Origin of the sequence: Flavobacterium sp., from assembly GCF_031422135.1 — a bacterium.
Lineage (GTDB): Bacteria > Bacteroidota > Bacteroidia > Flavobacteriales > Flavobacteriaceae > Flavobacterium.
Window position 1 is genome coordinate 74,786 of the sequence record NZ_JANOQD010000068.1, and the last position, 17,849, is coordinate 92,634.

General features: G+C 33.0%; 16 protein-coding genes. 4 read left to right on the plus strand and 12 right to left on the minus strand.

Annotated features, from left to right (window positions below):
• Window positions 1-38: 38 nt before the first annotated feature.
• From rfbA to recR, 8 genes are all read right to left on the minus strand, one after another.
• Window positions 39-911, minus strand: coding sequence for a glucose-1-phosphate thymidylyltransferase RfbA (gene rfbA, locus RMO70_RS09700; RefSeq protein WP_310556242.1), 873 nt, complete (start codon window positions 909-911; stop codon window positions 39-41).
• 73 nt (window positions 912-984) lie between these two features.
• A complete protein-coding gene (rfbB, locus tag RMO70_RS09705; protein ID WP_310556243.1) occupies window positions 985-2,031 on the minus strand; it encodes a dTDP-glucose 4,6-dehydratase in 1,047 nt (348 codons plus the stop codon).
• A 14-nt stretch (window positions 2,032-2,045) separates the two neighbouring features.
• Window positions 2,046-3,425 carry a UDP-glucose 6-dehydrogenase gene (locus RMO70_RS09710; RefSeq protein ID WP_310556244.1) on the minus strand — a complete coding sequence of 460 codons (1,380 nt, stop codon included), beginning with the start codon at window positions 3,423-3,425 and terminating at the stop codon, window positions 2,046-2,048.
• Window positions 3,426-3,454: 29 nt separating this feature from the next.
• Window positions 3,455-4,726, minus strand: a complete 1,272-nt coding sequence (locus RMO70_RS09715) for a nucleotide sugar dehydrogenase (RefSeq protein ID WP_310556245.1) — start codon at window positions 4,724-4,726, stop codon at window positions 3,455-3,457.
• A 4-nt stretch (window positions 4,727-4,730) separates the two neighbouring features.
• On the minus strand, window positions 4,731-5,711 hold the full coding sequence (locus RMO70_RS09720; protein WP_310556246.1) for an SDR family oxidoreductase: 981 nt from the start codon (window positions 5,709-5,711) through the stop codon (window positions 4,731-4,733).
• Entirely contained in the window at window positions 5,711-8,161 is a 2,451-nt protein-coding gene (locus RMO70_RS09725; protein ID WP_310556247.1) for a polysaccharide biosynthesis tyrosine autokinase, read from the minus strand. The genes RMO70_RS09720 and RMO70_RS09725 overlap by 1 nt, the downstream gene beginning before the upstream one ends.
• 8 nt (window positions 8,162-8,169) lie before the next feature.
• Window positions 8,170-8,961 carry a polysaccharide biosynthesis/export family protein gene (locus RMO70_RS09730; protein WP_310556248.1) on the minus strand — a complete coding sequence of 264 codons (792 nt, stop codon included), beginning with the start codon at window positions 8,959-8,961 and terminating at the stop codon, window positions 8,170-8,172.
• Between the two features lie 74 nt (window positions 8,962-9,035).
• Window positions 9,036-9,656, minus strand: coding sequence for a recombination mediator RecR (gene recR, locus RMO70_RS09735; RefSeq protein ID WP_310556249.1), 621 nt, complete (start codon window positions 9,654-9,656; stop codon window positions 9,036-9,038).
• A gap of 146 nt (window positions 9,657-9,802) precedes the next feature.
• Between recR and RMO70_RS09740 the strand changes: the two genes are divergently transcribed.
• Window positions 9,803-11,299, plus strand: coding sequence for a sodium:solute symporter (locus RMO70_RS09740; protein ID WP_310556250.1), 1,497 nt, complete (start codon window positions 9,803-9,805; stop codon window positions 11,297-11,299).
• Window positions 11,300-11,426: 127 nt separating this feature from the next.
• Here RMO70_RS09740 and RMO70_RS09745 read toward each other — a convergent pair whose 3' ends face one another.
• Window positions 11,427-11,792 (minus strand): CoA-binding protein, encoded by a 366-nt coding sequence (locus tag RMO70_RS09745; protein WP_310556251.1) that lies wholly within the window; start codon window positions 11,790-11,792, stop codon window positions 11,427-11,429.
• Between the two features lie 106 nt (window positions 11,793-11,898).
• Between RMO70_RS09745 and RMO70_RS09750 the strand changes: the two genes are divergently transcribed.
• From RMO70_RS09750 to RMO70_RS09760, 3 genes are all read left to right on the plus strand, one after another.
• Window positions 11,899-12,522, plus strand: a complete 624-nt coding sequence (locus RMO70_RS09750) for a MarC family NAAT transporter (protein WP_310556252.1) — start codon at window positions 11,899-11,901, stop codon at window positions 12,520-12,522.
• A 145-nt stretch (window positions 12,523-12,667) separates the two neighbouring features.
• Complete coding sequence (locus RMO70_RS09755) at window positions 12,668-14,098, plus strand: SDR family oxidoreductase (protein ID WP_310556253.1); 1,431 nt, start codon at window positions 12,668-12,670, stop codon at window positions 14,096-14,098.
• Between the two features lie 15 nt (window positions 14,099-14,113).
• On the plus strand, window positions 14,114-14,938 hold the full coding sequence (locus RMO70_RS09760; RefSeq protein WP_310556254.1) for a chromophore lyase CpcT/CpeT: 825 nt from the start codon (window positions 14,114-14,116) through the stop codon (window positions 14,936-14,938).
• A gap of 34 nt (window positions 14,939-14,972) precedes the next feature.
• Here RMO70_RS09760 and ctlX read toward each other — a convergent pair whose 3' ends face one another.
• The 3 genes from ctlX to RMO70_RS09775 form a co-directional block, all read right to left on the minus strand.
• Window positions 14,973-15,914, minus strand: a complete 942-nt coding sequence (gene ctlX, locus RMO70_RS09765; RefSeq protein ID WP_310556255.1) for a citrulline utilization hydrolase CtlX — start codon at window positions 15,912-15,914, stop codon at window positions 14,973-14,975.
• Window positions 15,915-15,980: 66 nt separating this feature from the next.
• Window positions 15,981-16,895, minus strand: coding sequence for an arginine deiminase family protein (locus RMO70_RS09770; RefSeq protein WP_310556256.1), 915 nt, complete (start codon window positions 16,893-16,895; stop codon window positions 15,981-15,983).
• A gap of 80 nt (window positions 16,896-16,975) precedes the next feature.
• A partial coding sequence (locus RMO70_RS09775) for a citrate/2-methylcitrate synthase (RefSeq protein ID WP_310556257.1) occupies window positions 16,976-17,849 on the minus strand: 874 nt, incomplete at its 5' end.

The following is a 17,849-nucleotide window of genomic DNA, read 5'->3' on the forward strand; positions in this document are numbered from 1 at the left end:
AATGATCATTAATATAAAAAAATCCAACTTTCTTAAATCTACTTCGCTATTTTTCTTAAATAATCTGCATAACTACTTTTACCTAAATTAGTGGCTGTTGCTGCAAATTTTTCTTTATCAATAAATCCTTTTCTATAGGCAACTTCTTCAATACACGCAATTTTAAGTCCTGTCCGTTTTTCGACAGCCTTTACAAATTCCGTAGCTTCTGTAAGTGATTCGTGTGTTCCTGTATCTAACCATGCAAAACCACGACCCATTAATTGAAGATTTAATTTTTTATCTTCTAGATATTCTTGGTTCACGGTTGTGATTTCTAATTCTCCTCGGTGTGATGGTTTTACATTTTTGGCAATATTGACTACTGAATTTGGATAGAAATACAAGCCAATAACTGCAAAATTAGATTTTGGATTTTCTGGTTTTTCTTCAATACTCAAAACTTTTCCATCTTCAGAAAATTCTGCTACACCATAACGTTCAGGATCATCAACATAATACCCAAAAACAACAGCTTCTTTCTTTTCGCTTACAATAGTCACTGCATTGTTTAACAACGTTTGTAAACCAGCTCCGTAAAAAATGTTATCTCCAAGAACAAGACAAACATCATCATTACCTATAAAATCTTCGCCAAGAATAAAGGCTTGTGCTAATCCATCGGGCGAAGGCTGCTCGACATAAGACAACTTCAAACCAATCTGGCTTCCATCACCAAAAAGACGTCTAAAATTTGGCAAATCTTGTGGAGTAGATATAATTAAAATTTCTTTTATTCCTGCTAGCATTAATACCGATAGCGGGTAATAAATCATTGGTTTATCGTAAATTGGCAACAATTGTTTTGAAACCACTTGTGTTAATGGATGCAAACGTGTTCCTGATCCTCCTGCTAATATTATTCCTTTCATAAGTTTTATTTTTACCACGAATTACACAAATTATCACGAATTCTGCTCGCTAATTCATTAATATGGTTAATTTCTATTTATATTGTTTTTCGTAATATTTTGAATATTCTCCTGATGTAACATTATTTAACCAATCTGTATTGGCCAAATACCAATCGATAGTTTGCTCTAGTCCTTCTTCAAAAGTTACTGAAGGCTTCCAACCCAATTCTTTATTAATCTTAGAAGCATCGATTGCATAACGCAAATCGTGACCTGGACGGTCTTTTACATAAGTAATCAAATTTGCAGATTCTCCTGCTGGTCGTCCTAATTTTTCGTCCATTACTTTACAAAGTAATTTCACTAAATCGATATTTTTCCATTCGTTGAAACCACCTATATTATAGGTTTCGTGATTTTTACCTTCGTGAAAAACCAAATCAATTGCCACCGCATGGTCTTTTACAAAAAGCCAATCACGTGTGTAGTTTCCGTCACCATAAACTGGTAAAGGTTTATTATTGATAATATTATTGATAAACAATGGTATTAGTTTTTCAGGAAAATGAAAAGGACCATAATTATTAGAACAATTTGTCAATACATAAGGTAAACCATAGGTTTCGCCATAGGCTCTCACAAAGTGGTCTGAACTGGCCTTTGAAGCTGAATATGGGGAATTAGGATCGTAAGAAGTAGTTTCCGTAAACAATCCTTCAGAGCCAAGTGATCCATAAACCTCATCCGTAGAGATATGATAAAAACGCTTGCCTTGCATATTGTCTTTCCACTGCTTGCGAGCTGCGTTTAACAAATTCATAGTTCCAATAACGTTTGTTTTCACAAATGATAATGGATCTTCGATAGATCTGTCTACGTGAGATTCGGCTGCAAGGTGCAATACTCCGTCAAAATTATGTTTAGAAAACAAATCGTTAATATATTCTTCGTTTACAATATCACCTTTGAGAAAAGTATAATTGGATTCGTTTTCGATGTCTTTTATATTTTCTAGATTCCCGGCATAGGTTAATGCATCAAGATTGAAAATATGATAGTTAGGGTAGTTTTGAACAAATCGTCTTACTACGTGTGAACCAATAAAACCTGCTCCACCTGTTATTAATATTTTTTTCATAATTGTAATTATTTTTAACTTCCTACTGCTATGTATCTAAACCCTATTTTTTTAATTTCTTCCTTGTTAAGGATATTTCTTCCATCGAAAATGAAAGCTGGTTTGAGCATACTATCATAAATTCGTCTCCAATCGTAGGTATTAAACTCATCCCATTCTGTTAAAATTGCAATAGCATGCGAATCTTTACAAGCTTCATAAGGATTTGAAATTACTTTTAGTTTTTGCAACTCATCAGCGTCCAAAGATACTAAATCTGATACGATTTGTTTCTCAGAAACTTTTGGGTCATAAACAAAAACATCGGCTTGTTCAGCAAGTAAATTTGACGCCACAGAAATAGCTGCTGATTCCCTTGTATCATTGGTGTCTTTTTTGAATGCCCATCCTAAAAGTGTTATTTTTTTACCAGAAACGGTATTGTATAATGTTTTGACTATTTTTTTTGAAAATCTATTTTTTTGATGGTCATTCATTATAACCACTTGTTCCCAATAGTCTGCTACTTCATTTAAACCGTATGATTTTGCAATATAGACTAAATTGAGAATGTCCTTCTGAAAACAAGAACCCCCAAAACCCACAGACGCTTTTAGAAATTTTGATCCTATACGAGCATCCATTCCTATCGCTTTGGATACTTCCGATACATCAGCACCCGTTTTTTCGCATAATTCCGAAATAGCATTTATGGAGGAAACTCTTTGGGCTAAAAAAGCATTTGCTGTTAGTTTTGATAATTCTGATGACCAAACGTTAGTGGTTAGAATTTTTTCTTTTGAAACCCAATTGGAGTATATTTCAACAAGCGACTGAATAGCGTCTTTTCCGGTTTCAGTGCTATCACCACCAATTAAGACCCGATCGGGGTTGTGCAAATCTTGAACTGCTGTTCCTTCAGCAAGAAATTCTGGATTGGAGAGTATTTGAAACTGAACTCCATTTCCAGTATTGTCCAATATATTTTTTATGGCTTCAGCGGTTCTAACAGGTAAAGTTGATTTTTCGACTACAATTTTATCTTGTTTTGACACACGTGCAATTTGCCTTGCACACAATTCAATATATTTTAAATCTGCTGCCATTCCTTTGCCAGCTCCATAATTTTTAGTGGGTGTATTTACCGAAATAAATATCATTTGAGCTTCATCGATTGCTTTATCAACATCTGTCGAAAAAAATAAATTTCTACCTCGAGCTTCACCAACTACTTTATCTAACCCAGGTTCATAAACTGGTAGATTTTCTAAATCAGTATCGTTCCAAGCTGCAATTCTAGATTCGTTAAGATCTACCACAGTGACTTTTATGTGTGGACATTTTTGGGCAATAACTGCCATAGTAGGACCACCTACATATCCAGCTCCAATACAACAAATTGAATTAATTTTCATTTATAACATTCTATCTATTAACTGCAAATTTATAATTTTCCATCCACTTTACTTCTTAAAACCCCTTTTACATCATACAAAACACTGTTTTCATTTTGCAATAATTTATAATCTAATGCTAAAAATTCTTTATGGGCTACTCCTAAAACCACTGCGTCAAATTTTGTTTTTGGCAGTGTCTTTAAAGTAATAAAACCATAGTGATGGTGCACTTCTTTTGGATTTACCCAAGGGTCATATATTGTAGTATTTATTCCGTATTCTTTTAATGACATAATTACATCTACAATCTTAGTGTTTCGAACATCAGGACAATTTTCCTTGAAAGCTATTCCTAACATTAGCAATTCGGCACCATTTATAGTTATTCCTTTTTTAATCATTAGTTTCACTACTTGCGAGGCTACATATTCGCCCATACTATCATTTAGCCTTCTTCCAGCGAGAATAATTTCAGGATGGTATCCCATTTCTTGTGCTTTTTGAGCTAGATAATAGGGGTCAACTCCTATACAATGTCCTCCAACTAATCCGGGTTTGAAAGGTAAAAAATTCCATTTTGTTCCTGCTGCTTCGAGCACATCTTGTGTATCTATATCTAAAATATTAAATATTTTAGACAACTCATTTACAAAAGCAATATTGATATCTCGTTGCGAATTTTCAATAACTTTTGCTGCTTCAGCCACTTTAATAGTTGGTGCAAGATGCGTTCCTGCAGTAATTACTGATTTATAAAGTTCATTGACTTTAAGACCAATTTCTGGGGTTGAACCTGATGTAACTTTAAGAATTTTTTCAACTGTATGTTCTTTGTCACCTGGGTTTATTCTTTCTGGAGAATACCCTGCAAAGAAATCAATATTAAATTTTAATCCACTTACGCGTTCTAAAACTGGAACACATTCTTCCTCAGTAACGCCTGGATAAACTGTGGATTCATAAATCACAATATCCCCTTTTTTAAGCACATTTCCAATGGTCTCGCTTGATTGATATAAAGGCGTTAAATCGGGTTTATTATTTTTATCAACTGGTGTTGGCACAGTAACTATATAATAATTACAGGTTTTAATATCATCGACATTAGTAGAACAATAAAGCCCTATTTGATTAGTGTTTTCAATTTTTAAAACGGATTTCAGTAATTCACTGCTGATTTCTAAGGTGTTATCTATTCCGGAATTTAATTCTGTAATTCTTTTATTATTAATATCAAAACCAACTACATCATATTTTGTAGCAAATAATCTTGCCAAAGGCAATCCTACATAACCTAAACCTATGACTCCTATTTTCATTTTTTTATTTTAAATTTTCCCAATACCATTGTACAGCTTGATCTAATCCTTGCTTAAAGGAAAACTTGGGATTGTATCCTAATATCTTTTTTGCTTTGTCGATACTTGCTAATGAATGAGGGATATCACCTGCACGATTTGGTCCATATACTATTTTAACAGCTGCAATTTTCGGGTCAAATTTAGACAATGATTCTTGCAAATATTTAATTAAATCGTTTAATGTTGTTCTGTCTCCAAATGCAGTATTAAAAACAGTATTTATTCCTTCTGGATTATTCGTTTTAATAGCCAATTCATTCATCTGAATTACATTGTCAATATATGTAAAATCCCTAGAATATTCTCCGTTTCCGTTAACAACTGGACTTTCATATTTCATAAATTGCATTACAAACTTTGGAATTACAGCTGCATAAGCGCCATTAGGGTCTTGTTTTCTTCCAAAAACATTAAAATAACGCAGCCCAATTGTTTCTATTCCATAGGTTTTACTAAAAATTTCAGCGTACAACTCGTTCATATATTTTGTAGCTGCATAAAGCGAAAGTGGTTTACCTATAACATCTTCAACTTTTGGCAAACTTTCTGAATCCCCATAAGTAGAAGAACTTGCTGCATATACAAAACGCTTAACACCTGCTACTTTTGAAGCCATTAATACATTTAAAAACCCTGAAACGTTTATACTATTTGTCGTAATTGGGTCTGTAATGGATCTTGGAACCGAGCCTAATCCTGCCTGATGCAATACATAATCGACACCACTCATTGCATCCTGACAATTTGAATAGTTACAAATATCTCCTTCTATAATTTCAAAGTTATGATTATTTAATAAATGCTCCACATTGTGTCGATATCCTGTTGAAAAATTGTCAAGACATACCACTTGATATCCTTGACTCACAAAATATTCGCATAGATTAGAACCTATAAATCCAGCACCACCAGTTATTAATATTTTATATTTTTTTTCTAACATTATTTATTAAATGTTTTTTTAATAAATTTAACAAATCCATTTGGTGACTTCTCATTTTCGTGATATCCATTGGCATAATTCCCATAACCGTAGCCATAACCATAGCCGTTATCAAAGCCATATTTCGCTTTGTTTTCAAAACCATTAAACACAATACTAATGTTATTTAATTCTCCTCGTTTGTGTTTATTATTCACTAGAGTAAGCATGTCTTTTTTAGTTACATTTTGTCTTACAATATATAGTGTTGCATCGCAAAACGGTGTTAACTCTAACGCATCTGAAACCAATCCTATCGGTGGGGTATCTAAAATAATATAATCGTATTTGAGTTTTAATTCCTCCAGCATTTCATTCATACTTTCACTCATAATAAGCTCCGCAGGATTAGGAGGTATAGGTCCTGAGGAAATAAAATCTAAAAATGGTATCGGAGTTACTTGTGTTATTTCGGCTAGTGTTTTCTGACCAATTAGATAATTTACAGCACCTATTGTATTGTCCGTATGGAAATCTTGAAAAATTTTAGGTTTTCTTAAATCAAGTCCAACAATGACTGTTTTTTTCTCACTGAGCGCAAAAACAGTGGCAATATTAATGGAACAAAATGTTTTCCCCTCACCACTTATAGATGATGTTACCATTAATATTTTAGAACCAGATTGCTGTCTTTTATACAAAAACTGAAGCGAGGATCGAACGGCTCTAAAGCTTTCAGCCAATCCAGATTTTGGTTTTTCAAAAACGGCTAAATTTGTTTTGTATGTATTTTTTCCAACCACCCCAAGTATTGGAATTTTGGTCATTTTAGTAATATCATCCGTGTTTTTAATGGAGTTGTCTATAATTGTAATTCCAAAAATTAAAGCAAGTGGTAATAGAAGTCCTAAAAACAGGGCTAAAATATAATTTATACTGGTTTTCGGCCCTAACAAACCACCTCCTGTATCTTTTGCAGGATCAATAAATTGGATGTCAGACAAATTAGCTGCTTTAACAATGTTTGCTTCGCTTCTTTTTTCTAAGAAAGAGTTGTACACATTTTTATTCAAATCGTACTTCCTATTAATTTTGACTAATTCTTGTTGTTGTCCTGGCAGCTTTTTAATAGTGCTTTCTGCAAAACTAATTTTCCTATTTACTGATGATAAATCGTACTGAATAGAAGCTTTTGCTGAGGATATATTTTCTAACAAAACTCGTTTTAAGGCATCCATTTGAACATCAAAATCTTTGAACTTCTTATCGTTTTTTACTGCATACGACATTTCTGCCCTTTCGGCAGATAATGTGGTGAGTTTAGAAACATTAGTCAAAATATTCGGATCATCAATACCTGCAACAGATGGCGCTGGAAGTTTTGAATAATCTACACTATTATTCAAATAATTTTTTAGAGAATTATAGTACGATAGTTTCCGACTTATCAAATCTCTTTCTACATCAAATGCTGTGATTTGATCTGTAAATTTTTGTCCTCCAAGCTCTACTTCAAATATATTTTTGTCTTGACTGAAGCTTTTTAATTCATCTTCTGTATTTTTTAATTGACTTTCCATTGCTACAAGCGTGCTGTCAATAAATGCAATTGTATTCGTAGCAAATTGATTTTTAGCCATCAACTGCCTGTTTATAAGCGTGTTTATTGTCCCGTTGAGATAATCAACCATTCTTGGCTTGTTAGTTCCTTGCAAGTTTAATTGCAAAATTGCACCACCTTTAGTATCCGAATCAATATCAATATTTTTGTATTGATTTACGACACTATTAAAATCAGCAAATCGAACCATATGTGATGACCCATCATAAAAACCTGGATTGTCAGTTAATTCTAGTTTCCAATGCAAAAATGGAAGTGTGACTTGTTCACCTATTTTATATCGCTTTTTGAAATCTCCAACTTGAACATTTGTTTCACTTGAAACTTCTGTTGTATAATTCATTAAGGAAGCTCTTGGGTTTTCAAAATTGATACTAATTTCATATTCCGTAGGACTTACGAACTTTATAGTAATGAGTTGATTAGCCAGCTGAGGGAGGTTTTTGTTTATTTTTACATAAAACGGAACTTGACCATAAGCATCTTCAATATTGTATTTCCCTTGTCGTAAATATTCTATAAAATAATTGAGGTTTTTAACAACAATTTCGTTATGAGAACGAGATTTTATAGTCGTTAACAGGGTTTGAACCTGATCCGAAGTTCCTCCCCAATTAAAAACCAAGCTTGTGTTTGCTGTAAAAAAAGGATTGTTTTCTTCCTTATAAGCTATTGTAGTAGAAACTCCATAAATTTTTTCTTTTCTAACATTTACTTGGTAGGCAACCGTAAAAGCGATTAGCAAACTAACAAGAAACCAGCTCCAATGCCCTAGTATTTTTGTAAAAAAGGACTTGAAATCAAAATTATTTTGTGTTTCAAAAAAAGAAAAGTCTTTAGTATCAAGCATTTTGATAATTATCTTTTAAATAGTAAAAATGTGGTCAACAATAGTGAAACAGCTCCTAATATTGTTGTGAAAGACTGCAATCCATTTGTTCCAGTTCCCCACGATTTCTGTTTTAATGGTTTTATATAGATAAAATCATTAGGCTGTACATAATAATAAGGCGATTTGAGTACCTCAACAGACGTTAAATCTATGGTATGCATTTCCGTACCTTGAGGATATTGCCTTACAACCAGAACTTCTTTTCTATTTCCAGTTATTGTAATATCACCGCTATTTGCAATAGCTTCAAGCAGATTTACCTTTTCTTGATATAGAATTTTTGATCCAGGATTTGTAATTTCTCCATTTACGGTATATCTTAATCCTGCTAATTTTACTGAAACAAAAATATCAGCTTCTTTATTAAAATATTCAGCTAACAATTGCTTTTCAATTTTAATTCTAATTTCGTCAAGTGTTAGTCCGATAACTGCAACTTCTCCTAAAACCGGAATTCTTATTTCTCCATGATCATTTACTGTAAATCCGTCAAAATATAAAGCTTCTGAAGAGTTGGACTGCATACCTTCTATTGATGATGTATTAAACATATTCACTAGTTTTTGATCTAATGCTTTAATCCTAACACTCACAACGTCATTTATTTGAATGCGATAAGGCTTTAAAACAGCAGGAACTATAGTAGCTTCAGGGTTTGACTTGTTTGTTTTTTGAAGATATTCTAAATCTTTGATTGGGATACAAGAAGTAAACATCAAAAGAAATAAAATTAGTATAAAACTGTATATTTTAGGCATTTTTTTGAACCATTTGGTATAACAAATATAGTTTTTCATTTGCAAAAAAGAAATATATCTTATTTTTAATTCCATTAATTGTTGTTAAATGAATTTTCAAACGGAACTCTATTGACTATACTTCTCCCCAAAGTCACTTCATCAGCATATTCTAGTTCATCACCAACTGAAATTCCTCTAGCGATTGATGATGTAATTATTTGACACTCTTTGATCTGTTTGTAAATATAAAAATTAGTCGTATCACCTTCCATTGTGGAACTTAAAGCGAAAATTATTTCAGAAATATTTCCAGATTTTACTTTTTCAACAAGAGGCACAATGTTGAGTTGACTTGGACCAACACCATCAATAGGAGATATTTTTCCGCCCAGAACGTGATAAACGCCACGAAATTGCCCAGTGTTTTCAATTGCCATTACATCTCTAATGTCTTCAACTACACATACAATTTGATGATTTCGTTTTTGGTTGGAACAAATTTCACAAATAGCAACATCAGAAATATTAAAACAGTTCTTGCAAAACTGAATTTCGTCACGCATTTTCACTAATGCTTGCGACAAAAAACTGGTTTGCTCTTTTGGTTGTTTTAGCAAATGCAAAACTAACCGAAGTGCCGTTCGTTTTCCAATTCCTGGCAACTGCGACATTTCATTGACTGCTTTTTCTAATAGTTTTGAAGAAAATTCCATTTTGCAAAAGTAATGTTTTTTGTTAATTTTTTTATTTGATTATTTTTTTAAAAGCTACAAATTTTCATCAAAATCTAAAAAAAAGAATAAACAATTAAACGATTAAACAAAAAATTGTATTTTGCCATTAAATTAAAACCTGACTTATGACTCCATTTGCAATTTTGACTTTAATAATCGTTTATTTTGGCATATTATTTATTATTTCGCATTATATGAGTAAAAATGATACTGGAAACGAAGCTTTTTTTAAAGCCAACAAAAATTCCAAATGGTATCTTGTCGCTTTTGGTATGATAGGAACGGCGCTTTCTGGAGTTACATTCATTTCAGTTCCAGGAGAAGTAGGAAATCCTGATTTACAATTCAAATATTTTCAGTTCGTAATAGGAAATGCTTTAGGATTCATCATTATTGCTAAAGTTTTGCTCCCGTTGTATTATAGAATGAATCTGACTTCTATATACAGTTACATTGAACAACGCTTAGGAGTTGTAAGCTACAAAACTGCTGCCACTATTTTTTTAATAAGTCGTACTATTGGGTCTGCTTTCAGACTATATCTAGTGGTTATAGTTTTACAACGTTATGTGTTTGATTATTATGGCGTTCCATTTACGGCGACTGTTTTAATTTCATTGCTTTTGATATTTGCTTATACGTATCGTGGCGGCCTAAAAACCATTATTATTACCGACACTTTGCAAACATTTTTTCTTGTTTCTTCTGTTTTTCTAACTATTATTTTTATTTGCAGAAGTCTTGATTTAAGTTTTGTGACTGCATTTGAAGAAGTCAAAAACAGCAATTATTCCAAAATATTTTTCTTTGATGATTTTATGAAAGGAAATTATTTCTGGAAACAAATCCTAGGTGGAATGTTTGTAACTATTGCTATGGTTGGGCTGGATCAAGACTTAATGCAGAAAAATTTGAGTTGTAAAAACATTGGCGAAGCCCAAAAAAACATGTTCACTTTTACTGGAATATTTGTGGTAATCAATATTTTCTTTTTGAGTGTTGGTGCGTTATTATACCTTTTTGCAGAAAAAAATGGAATTCAAATTCCTATGGTTGATGGTGTTGCCAGAACAGACTTTCTGTTTCCTGAAATTGCATTAAAATCATTAGGATTAATTCCCGCCATTGTGTTTTTGTTGGGATTAACCGCTGCTACATTTGCAACGACCGATTCTGCTCTTACCGCTTTAACAACCTCATTTTGTGTCGATTTTCTTGGAATGGATAAAGCCGAAAACCTGAACAAACCTAATATTGTGAGAACACGCCATTTTGTTCATATTGGTTTTTCGTTATTGATGTTTTTGGTAATCGTAATTTTCAATTCGGTGAATGATGCTTCGGTAGTAAAAATGATTTTCAAAATCGCATCCTATACCTATGGTCCTCTTTTAGGATTGTATGCTTTTGGGTTGTTTGTAAAATCGAAAACCGTTAACGACAAATTGGTGCCATTTATTTGCGTGATTTCGCCAGCAATTTGCTTTTTTATTAGTACAAATTCTGCAAAACTATTTGGAAATTATGTGCTTGATAACGAATTGATTATTGTAAATGGTTTGATAACTTTTATAGGATTGCTTCTAATAAGCAAACCAGCTACTTCGGAAACAAAATTTTAATTTTGAATGGTGTTTTCATTGTACGGAAATTTTGATAATAGCCCTGATAGTAGTGAAAATCCTTTTGTGCCGATTTTTTTCGGCACAAAAGATTGGAACGAATAGCAGGAAATAGCTCCAAAAAAAACTAATATTGATTAGTTGCCAACAACACTAAAGTGCAAGCTACTTCAACTTTAATCTTATTCAATTCTAACAGTTGATAGAATTCTGGATTCTCGGTTCCAGGGTTAAAAATAACACGTTTAGGTTTGGCTTCCACAATATAATTGTAATAATCACGCTGTCTGGTTGGGTTTAGATACAACGAAACGGTGTTTATATTTGCTAATGGAATATTTTTAGTTCTAATATTGATTCCAGCAACTTCGCCTACATTTTGCCCAATAGCAATAACCGAATGCCCTTTTTCGACCAACATAGTAATTGCCTTAAAAGCATAACGATCTGGTTTTGCAGAAGCACCTAAAACTAAGGTTTTTTTATTTTTCATTTTGCAAAAATACAAAAATAGACGGTTTTAATTCTAATTTTTAACGTTAGCTTGTTTTTAATTTTAACTTTGCAGAAAGGAGTTGAACTAATTTTACACAAAAACTATGGAACTTTTTATTTATCTTTTTTTTGCCTTATTTTCCGTTTTAAATCCCATAGGAACAGTCCCTATTTTTGTTGGCCTTACGCAAGACGATAGTAAAGACGAGCGTTCCCGAATTTCTCTCTGGACAGCCATAGATGTTTTTATTATTTTAATTATTTCATTTTTTGTAGGTCAATATGTCTTATCTTTTTTCGGAATAACCATCAATGCCCTTCGAATTACAGGCGGAATCATTATCGCTAGTTCTGGGTTTTCGTTACTTTCAGGAAAATTCAGTAAAAAACGAGGCATTAATAAAAAAGTACAAACTGATGTTCAAACTCGAAATGATATTGCCCTAACGCCACTTGCTATGCCTATGCTTGCTGGACCAGGCTCTATATCGCTACTCATCGCTTTTTATCAAGAACACCACGAACCCAATCAAATGATTATCTCTTCATTTGCCATTTTAGCTGTTTCTATTGTAATCTATCTGGTGTTACGAAGCGCACATTATTTGTCCAAAATACTAGGAGCATCAGGCATTGTAGCCATTTCTAGAATTATAGGGTTTTTGACAATTGCCATCGGTGTGCAATATATCATTAGCTCTATTTTGAGTATTGTGAGAGGTATTTAATTTTTATTTGGAGCTATTTCCCGCTATCCGCTCTATCTTTTGCTTTAAAAAAAAGCAAAAGGATGCCGCTTCTATCGGGGCTAATAAATCAACATTCCATTATAATTCAAATAATTTTCTGTAACTTTATGGAAATTATTTTAGTATGAAAATACTTTTAACTGGAGCAAACGGCTATGTAGGTCGTAGGCTATTGCCAGAATTATTAGAACAAGGTCACGAAGTAGTATGTTGTGTTCGAGATAAACTTCGTCTTGGACTTGATGCTGTAACATTAGCAAGAGTTACCGTTTGGGAAGTTGATTTTCTTAAAACTCCAGTTTTAGATAGTTGTCCAGAAGGAATCGATGTGGCTTATTTCTTGATTCATTCTATGTCGTCCTCTATAAAAAAATTTGATGAAATGGAAGCTACTTCGGCTCACAATTTCAATAGCTATATGGATATTATGAAAGTCAATCAAGTCATTTACTTGAGTGGTATAGTCAATGATCCTAACTTATCAAAACACATGCGATCTAGAAGTAATGTGGAACAAATTTTGCAAAAAGGGAAGTACAACACTACCGTTTTAAAAGCAGGTATTATAGTAGGCTCTGGAAGTTCTTCGTTTGAAATTATTAGAGATTTATGTGAAAAACTACCCATAATGATAACTCCAAAATGGGTTTTAACAAAATCGCAACCCATTGCCATTCGTGATGTGATACAATACCTAACAGGTGTCATAAATCGAGAGGATTGTTTCAACCAATCATTTGATATTGGTGGCCCAAACGTAATAACCTACAAACAAATGATGCAATTGTATGCCAAAACGCGTGGCATAAAACTAGCCATCATTACAATTCCTGTTTTCACACCTAAGTTATCTTCCTATTGGTTGTATTTTGTCACATCAACTTCCTACAAACTAGCAATGAACTTGGTGGATAGTATGAAGATGGAAGTAATTTGTAGCGACAATAGATTACAAAAAATGTTAGGAATAAAACCTATTTCCTATGTGGATGCCATAAAATTAGCCTTTAAAAAAATAGAACAAAATTTAGTTATTTCCAGTTGGAAAGATAGTTTAGCAAGCAGTCGATTTAAAGAAAACCTATCCGCCTATATTCAAGTTCCAACTTATGGCTGTCTAAAAGACAGTAAAAAACTTCAATTAACAAATCCTGATTTAGCTTTAGAAAACATTTGGACCATTGGTGGCGAAAAAGGATGGTATTACGGCAACTGGATGTGGCAATTGCGCGGTTCGATAGACAAAATTTTTGGAGGCGTTGGAATGCGTCGTGGCAGAACAAGCCCTACACATCTTGACAATGGTGATGCCTTAGACTTTTGGAGAGTTTTACTTGCCGATAAAAAAGAAAAAAGATTATTACTTTTTGCAGAAATGCGTGTTCCTGGTGAGGCATGGCTTGAATTCAGGATAGATAAAGACAATATTTTGCACCAAATTGCTACTTTTAGACCTACTGGAATTCCAGGAAGATTGTATTGGTATGCAATGATTCCATTTCATTTTTTTATATTTGACGGAATGTTAAAAAATATTGCAAATTCAAATAATTAAAATAGTTAAAAAGTTATGAGCAGAATCATCTTTTCTTTAGTCGTTGCAGTTCTTTTTTTTAGTTGCAAAACTGACAGCACTTCCATTTCAATTCCCAATTCAAGCGGCCCGTCCAAAACGGCTACAAAAACTAAATCAGAAGTATATAATCCAAAATATTTAAGCCAATTAATGTCTACAATGCAAGGATATTACACTTCTGAAAAACAATCAAAAGTAGACAAAACCTACTACTACATTACATTAAGAATGACCCCTATTTGGAAAAGCAAAGGAAGCTATTTGTATATCGAACAAGCATTGGCTAATAAACAATATAAACCGTATCGAGTTCGTATTTACAAACTTTCACAAAAAAATAATTCCGAATTTTTAAATGAAATTTATAGTATTAAGGAGGAGCAAAAATGGATTGGAAAATATAAAACTCCAAAATCATTTGATGCTCTTTTAGAAAGCGATTTGGAACTAAAAAAGGGTTGTGAAGTAGTTTTCAAGCGCCAAAACGATAGTAGTTTTGTTGGAAAAAGCGGAAGAAAATCCTGTCCAAGTGAGTTGCGTGGCGCACAATATGCCACTTCAAAAATAAATATTGACAAAAACAGAATGATCGCTTGGGATCAAGGTTTTGATAAAAATGACAAGCAAGTTTGGGGTGCAACGAAGGGTGGTTATATTCTTGAAAAAGTAATTATTACAACTAAACCTAAGGCTGATACAAAACCAATTGTTAAACCAATTGCTAAAACAAACACGAAACCTGTAACAAATTCAAAACCTGTAGCAAAAACTACAACTAAAATAGCAACAAAAACACCACAAAAAAAGGTAGTAAAATAAATACTCATTTACTACCTATGTGAAATTATTTTAATTATTCATTCTTTGGCAAGAAAATTTCGGCCATCATACATCGAGCACTACCACCACCACAAGCTTCAATTGTATCTAATGAAGAGCTTAAAATAGTAATGTGTTCCTCTAGTTGTGCTATTTGTTTTTTAGTCAAACTTTTGTGAGCAGAAGCACTCATTATCAAATAACGTCTTTCGTCAGAACCCACTAATTCTAACATATTTCCTGCAAAATTATTCATTTGATCTTCAGAGATTAAAATAATTTCTTTTTGATCCGCTTTCAAGCTGTCTAAAACCATTTTACGTTCTTTCTTATCATCAATACAATCTGCACAAATAACTGCAAAAGTATCGGCAATACACATCATTACATTCGTGTGATAAATCAATTTACGTTCACCATCAACGGTTTGAAAAGCTTCAAAAATAACTGGTGTAAATTCAAAATCTTCACAGAATTCGATAAACAATTCTTCGTCAGCACGAGGCGAAAGCGCACAATAGGCTTTTCCGTTTTCGCGATCTAAAACAATACTTCCAGTGCCTTCAAGATAAAAACCATCTTCTTCAGCTGAAGTATAATCTGTTAATTCATCACTAATTTGAAACCCTTTGTCTTCAAGAACATCTAAAATATCATCTCTACGTTCTAGTCTTCTGTTTTCTGCAAACATTGGATACAAAACCACATCTCCATTTTCGTGAAAAGAAATCCAATTATTTGGGAATATGGAATCTGGTGTGCTAGGTTCTAATGTATCATCGATCACAGTTACATCGACACCTACCATTCGCAATTTATTTACGAAAGTGTCGAACTCTTCTTGTGCTTTAGCATTAACTGATTCAGGTGATAAACCATCTAATACTTTTTGGTAATAGTTATTTACAGCTGTTTGTTCGTTCATACGAAACGCCACTGGGCGAATCATTAATATGGAATTGGTTGTTTGGTTCATTTCTTTTGTATTTTAGGTATTGAGTTTTTGGGTTTGTAAAACAAACTTAATACTCAAAATATTTTATTAATCTCTTATTAATGGTAGTGTTGAACAACGTAATAACCCCTCTTGCTTGGCGATTTCAGCGTACGGTATTTCTTCTACAATAAATCCGTTTTCACAAAGCCAATTGTTTAATCTGATAAAGTTTTTTTCAGAAACTACAACATTTGGAGCAATCGAAAATACATTAGAATTCATTTCGTACATTTCATCACGAGTGATATGAAATAGATTTTCTTTTCCTATTAAATTCACTAAAAACATATAATCAGCTTCCTCACGAAAACCACTTTTGTAAATAATTCCTTTGCCTTGACCGAGAGGTTGAAAACAACAATCTAAGTGTAAAGCGTTGTCGCGGGCTTCTATTTTTGATTTAACCAAATCAAATTCTTTGACAATTTTATTTGGGAATAATTTTTTGATATATGCTACACCTTGAATATTAGTTCTTGCTGTTATATAATCCTTATAATCAGACCCTTTATATGTTCCTATAAAAATATAGTCGTCCCAAAGAATCACATCACCACCTTCTATATGCACTTCCTCAGGCGGACGAACAACTTTTGCAGGATTTATTTGGTCAATAATGTATTGAATTGCATCAAGTTCTCGCTCGCGATCTGGCAAGATATTAGCTTTAATAAAAGTATCATCAATCACAAAACCTATATCACGAGTGAATATCTGATTATAATTTTCTATCATTTCAGGACGATACACTTTGACATCATACTTCTGAAAAACTTGATTAAAAGCTTCCATTTCGTTAATCATATCTGCTTCTACAGGATAGGTTCCTGCAAGTAAGTGTTCTAAAGATTTTGGGTCATAAGCTTCCTCAGCAGTTGGCGTTGGCCCATTATTAATAGCTGAACCTAGTACAACTGCTCTTAATCGTGACCATTCATTTTTAACATTAATTTGTAACATAAAATAGCTTTAGGCTTATTGGCAAATATAGAAAAAGCTTCCCGATTAAGAGAAGCTTTTAGGTTTAAATTATTGAGTTATTATCTTTTTTCTATAGCGACAAAACCACGCAATGGTTCACCAGTATAAACTTGACGAGGACGACCAATAGGTTCTTTGTTTTCACGCATTTCTTTCCATTGGGCAATCCAACCTGGAAGTCGACCAATAGCGAATAATACGGTAAACATATCTGTAGGAATTCCTAAAGCTCTGTATATAATTCCTGAATAGAAATCTACGTTTGGATATAATTTTCTTGAAACAAAATATTCATCTACTAATGCTGATTCTTCTAATTTTTTGGCAATTTGAAGAATTGGATCATTTACTCCTAAAGTTGCCAACACTTCATCAGCTGCTTTTTTTATGATTTTTGCTCTTGGATCAAAATTCTTGTACACTCTGTGTCCGAAGCCCATTAAACGGAATTCGTCATTTTTGTCTTTGGCTTTAGCCAAATATTTTTCGGCATCGCCACCGTCTTTTTGAATGTCTTCTAACATTTCAAGAACAGCTTGATTTGCACCACCGTGAAGTGGTCCCCAAAGTGCAGAAACACCTGCAGAAATTGAAGCAAATAATCCCGCGTGAGAAGATCCAACCATTCGCACTGTTGATGTAGAACAGTTTTGTTCGTGATCTGCGTGAAGGATAAATAATTTATCTAATGCTGCAACAATAACTGGTTTAATAGTATATGGTTCTGTAGGCAATTTAAACATTAATTGCATAAAGTTTTCTACGTAACCAATTGTGTTGTCATAATAATTCAACGGATAACCCATAGATTTTCTGTAGGTCCAAGTAGCCAAAACAAGAAATTTACCCATTGTTTTACAAATGGCTTCGTACATTTCCTTTTCGTTATCTACATTGACCGTTTTTGGATTAAATGCAGTCAAAGCACTTGTC

What these genes read in the sequence shown, in the direction of transcription:
- recR (WP_310556249.1), bottom strand. Translation starts at nt 9,656, where the DNA reads ATGGAATTTTCTTCAAAACTATTAGAAAAAGCAGTCAATGAAATGTCG.
- ctlX (WP_310556255.1), bottom strand. Translation starts at nt 15,914, where the DNA reads ATGAACCAAACAACCAATTCCATATTAATGATTCGCCCAGTGGCGTTT.
- RMO70_RS09770 (WP_310556256.1), bottom strand. Translation starts at nt 16,895, where the DNA reads ATGTTACAAATTAATGTTAAAAATGAATGGTCACGATTAAGAGCAGTT.
- RMO70_RS09740 (WP_310556250.1), top strand. Translation starts at nt 9,803, where the DNA reads ATGACTCCATTTGCAATTTTGACTTTAATAATCGTTTATTTTGGCATA.
- RMO70_RS09730 (WP_310556248.1), bottom strand. Translation starts at nt 8,961, where the DNA reads ATGCCTAAAATATACAGTTTTATACTAATTTTATTTCTTTTGATGTTT.
- RMO70_RS09720 (WP_310556246.1), bottom strand. Translation starts at nt 5,711, where the DNA reads ATGTTAGAAAAAAAATATAAAATATTAATAACTGGTGGTGCTGGATTT.
- RMO70_RS09750 (WP_310556252.1), top strand. Translation starts at nt 11,899, where the DNA reads ATGGAACTTTTTATTTATCTTTTTTTTGCCTTATTTTCCGTTTTAAAT.
- rfbB (WP_310556243.1), bottom strand. Translation starts at nt 2,031, where the DNA reads ATGAAAAAAATATTAATAACAGGTGGAGCAGGTTTTATTGGTTCACAC.
- RMO70_RS09715 (WP_310556245.1), bottom strand. Translation starts at nt 4,726, where the DNA reads ATGAAAATAGGAGTCATAGGTTTAGGTTATGTAGGATTGCCTTTGGCA.
- RMO70_RS09745 (WP_310556251.1), bottom strand. Translation starts at nt 11,792, where the DNA reads ATGAAAAATAAAAAAACCTTAGTTTTAGGTGCTTCTGCAAAACCAGAT.
- RMO70_RS09710 (WP_310556244.1), bottom strand. Translation starts at nt 3,425, where the DNA reads ATGAAAATTAATTCAATTTGTTGTATTGGAGCTGGATATGTAGGTGGT.
- RMO70_RS09755 (WP_310556253.1), top strand. Translation starts at nt 12,668, where the DNA reads ATGAAAATACTTTTAACTGGAGCAAACGGCTATGTAGGTCGTAGGCTA.
- RMO70_RS09725 (WP_310556247.1), bottom strand. Translation starts at nt 8,161, where the DNA reads ATGCTTGATACTAAAGACTTTTCTTTTTTTGAAACACAAAATAATTTT.
- rfbA (WP_310556242.1), bottom strand. Translation starts at nt 911, where the DNA reads ATGAAAGGAATAATATTAGCAGGAGGATCAGGAACACGTTTGCATCCA.
- RMO70_RS09760 (WP_310556254.1), top strand. Translation starts at nt 14,114, where the DNA reads ATGAGCAGAATCATCTTTTCTTTAGTCGTTGCAGTTCTTTTTTTTAGT.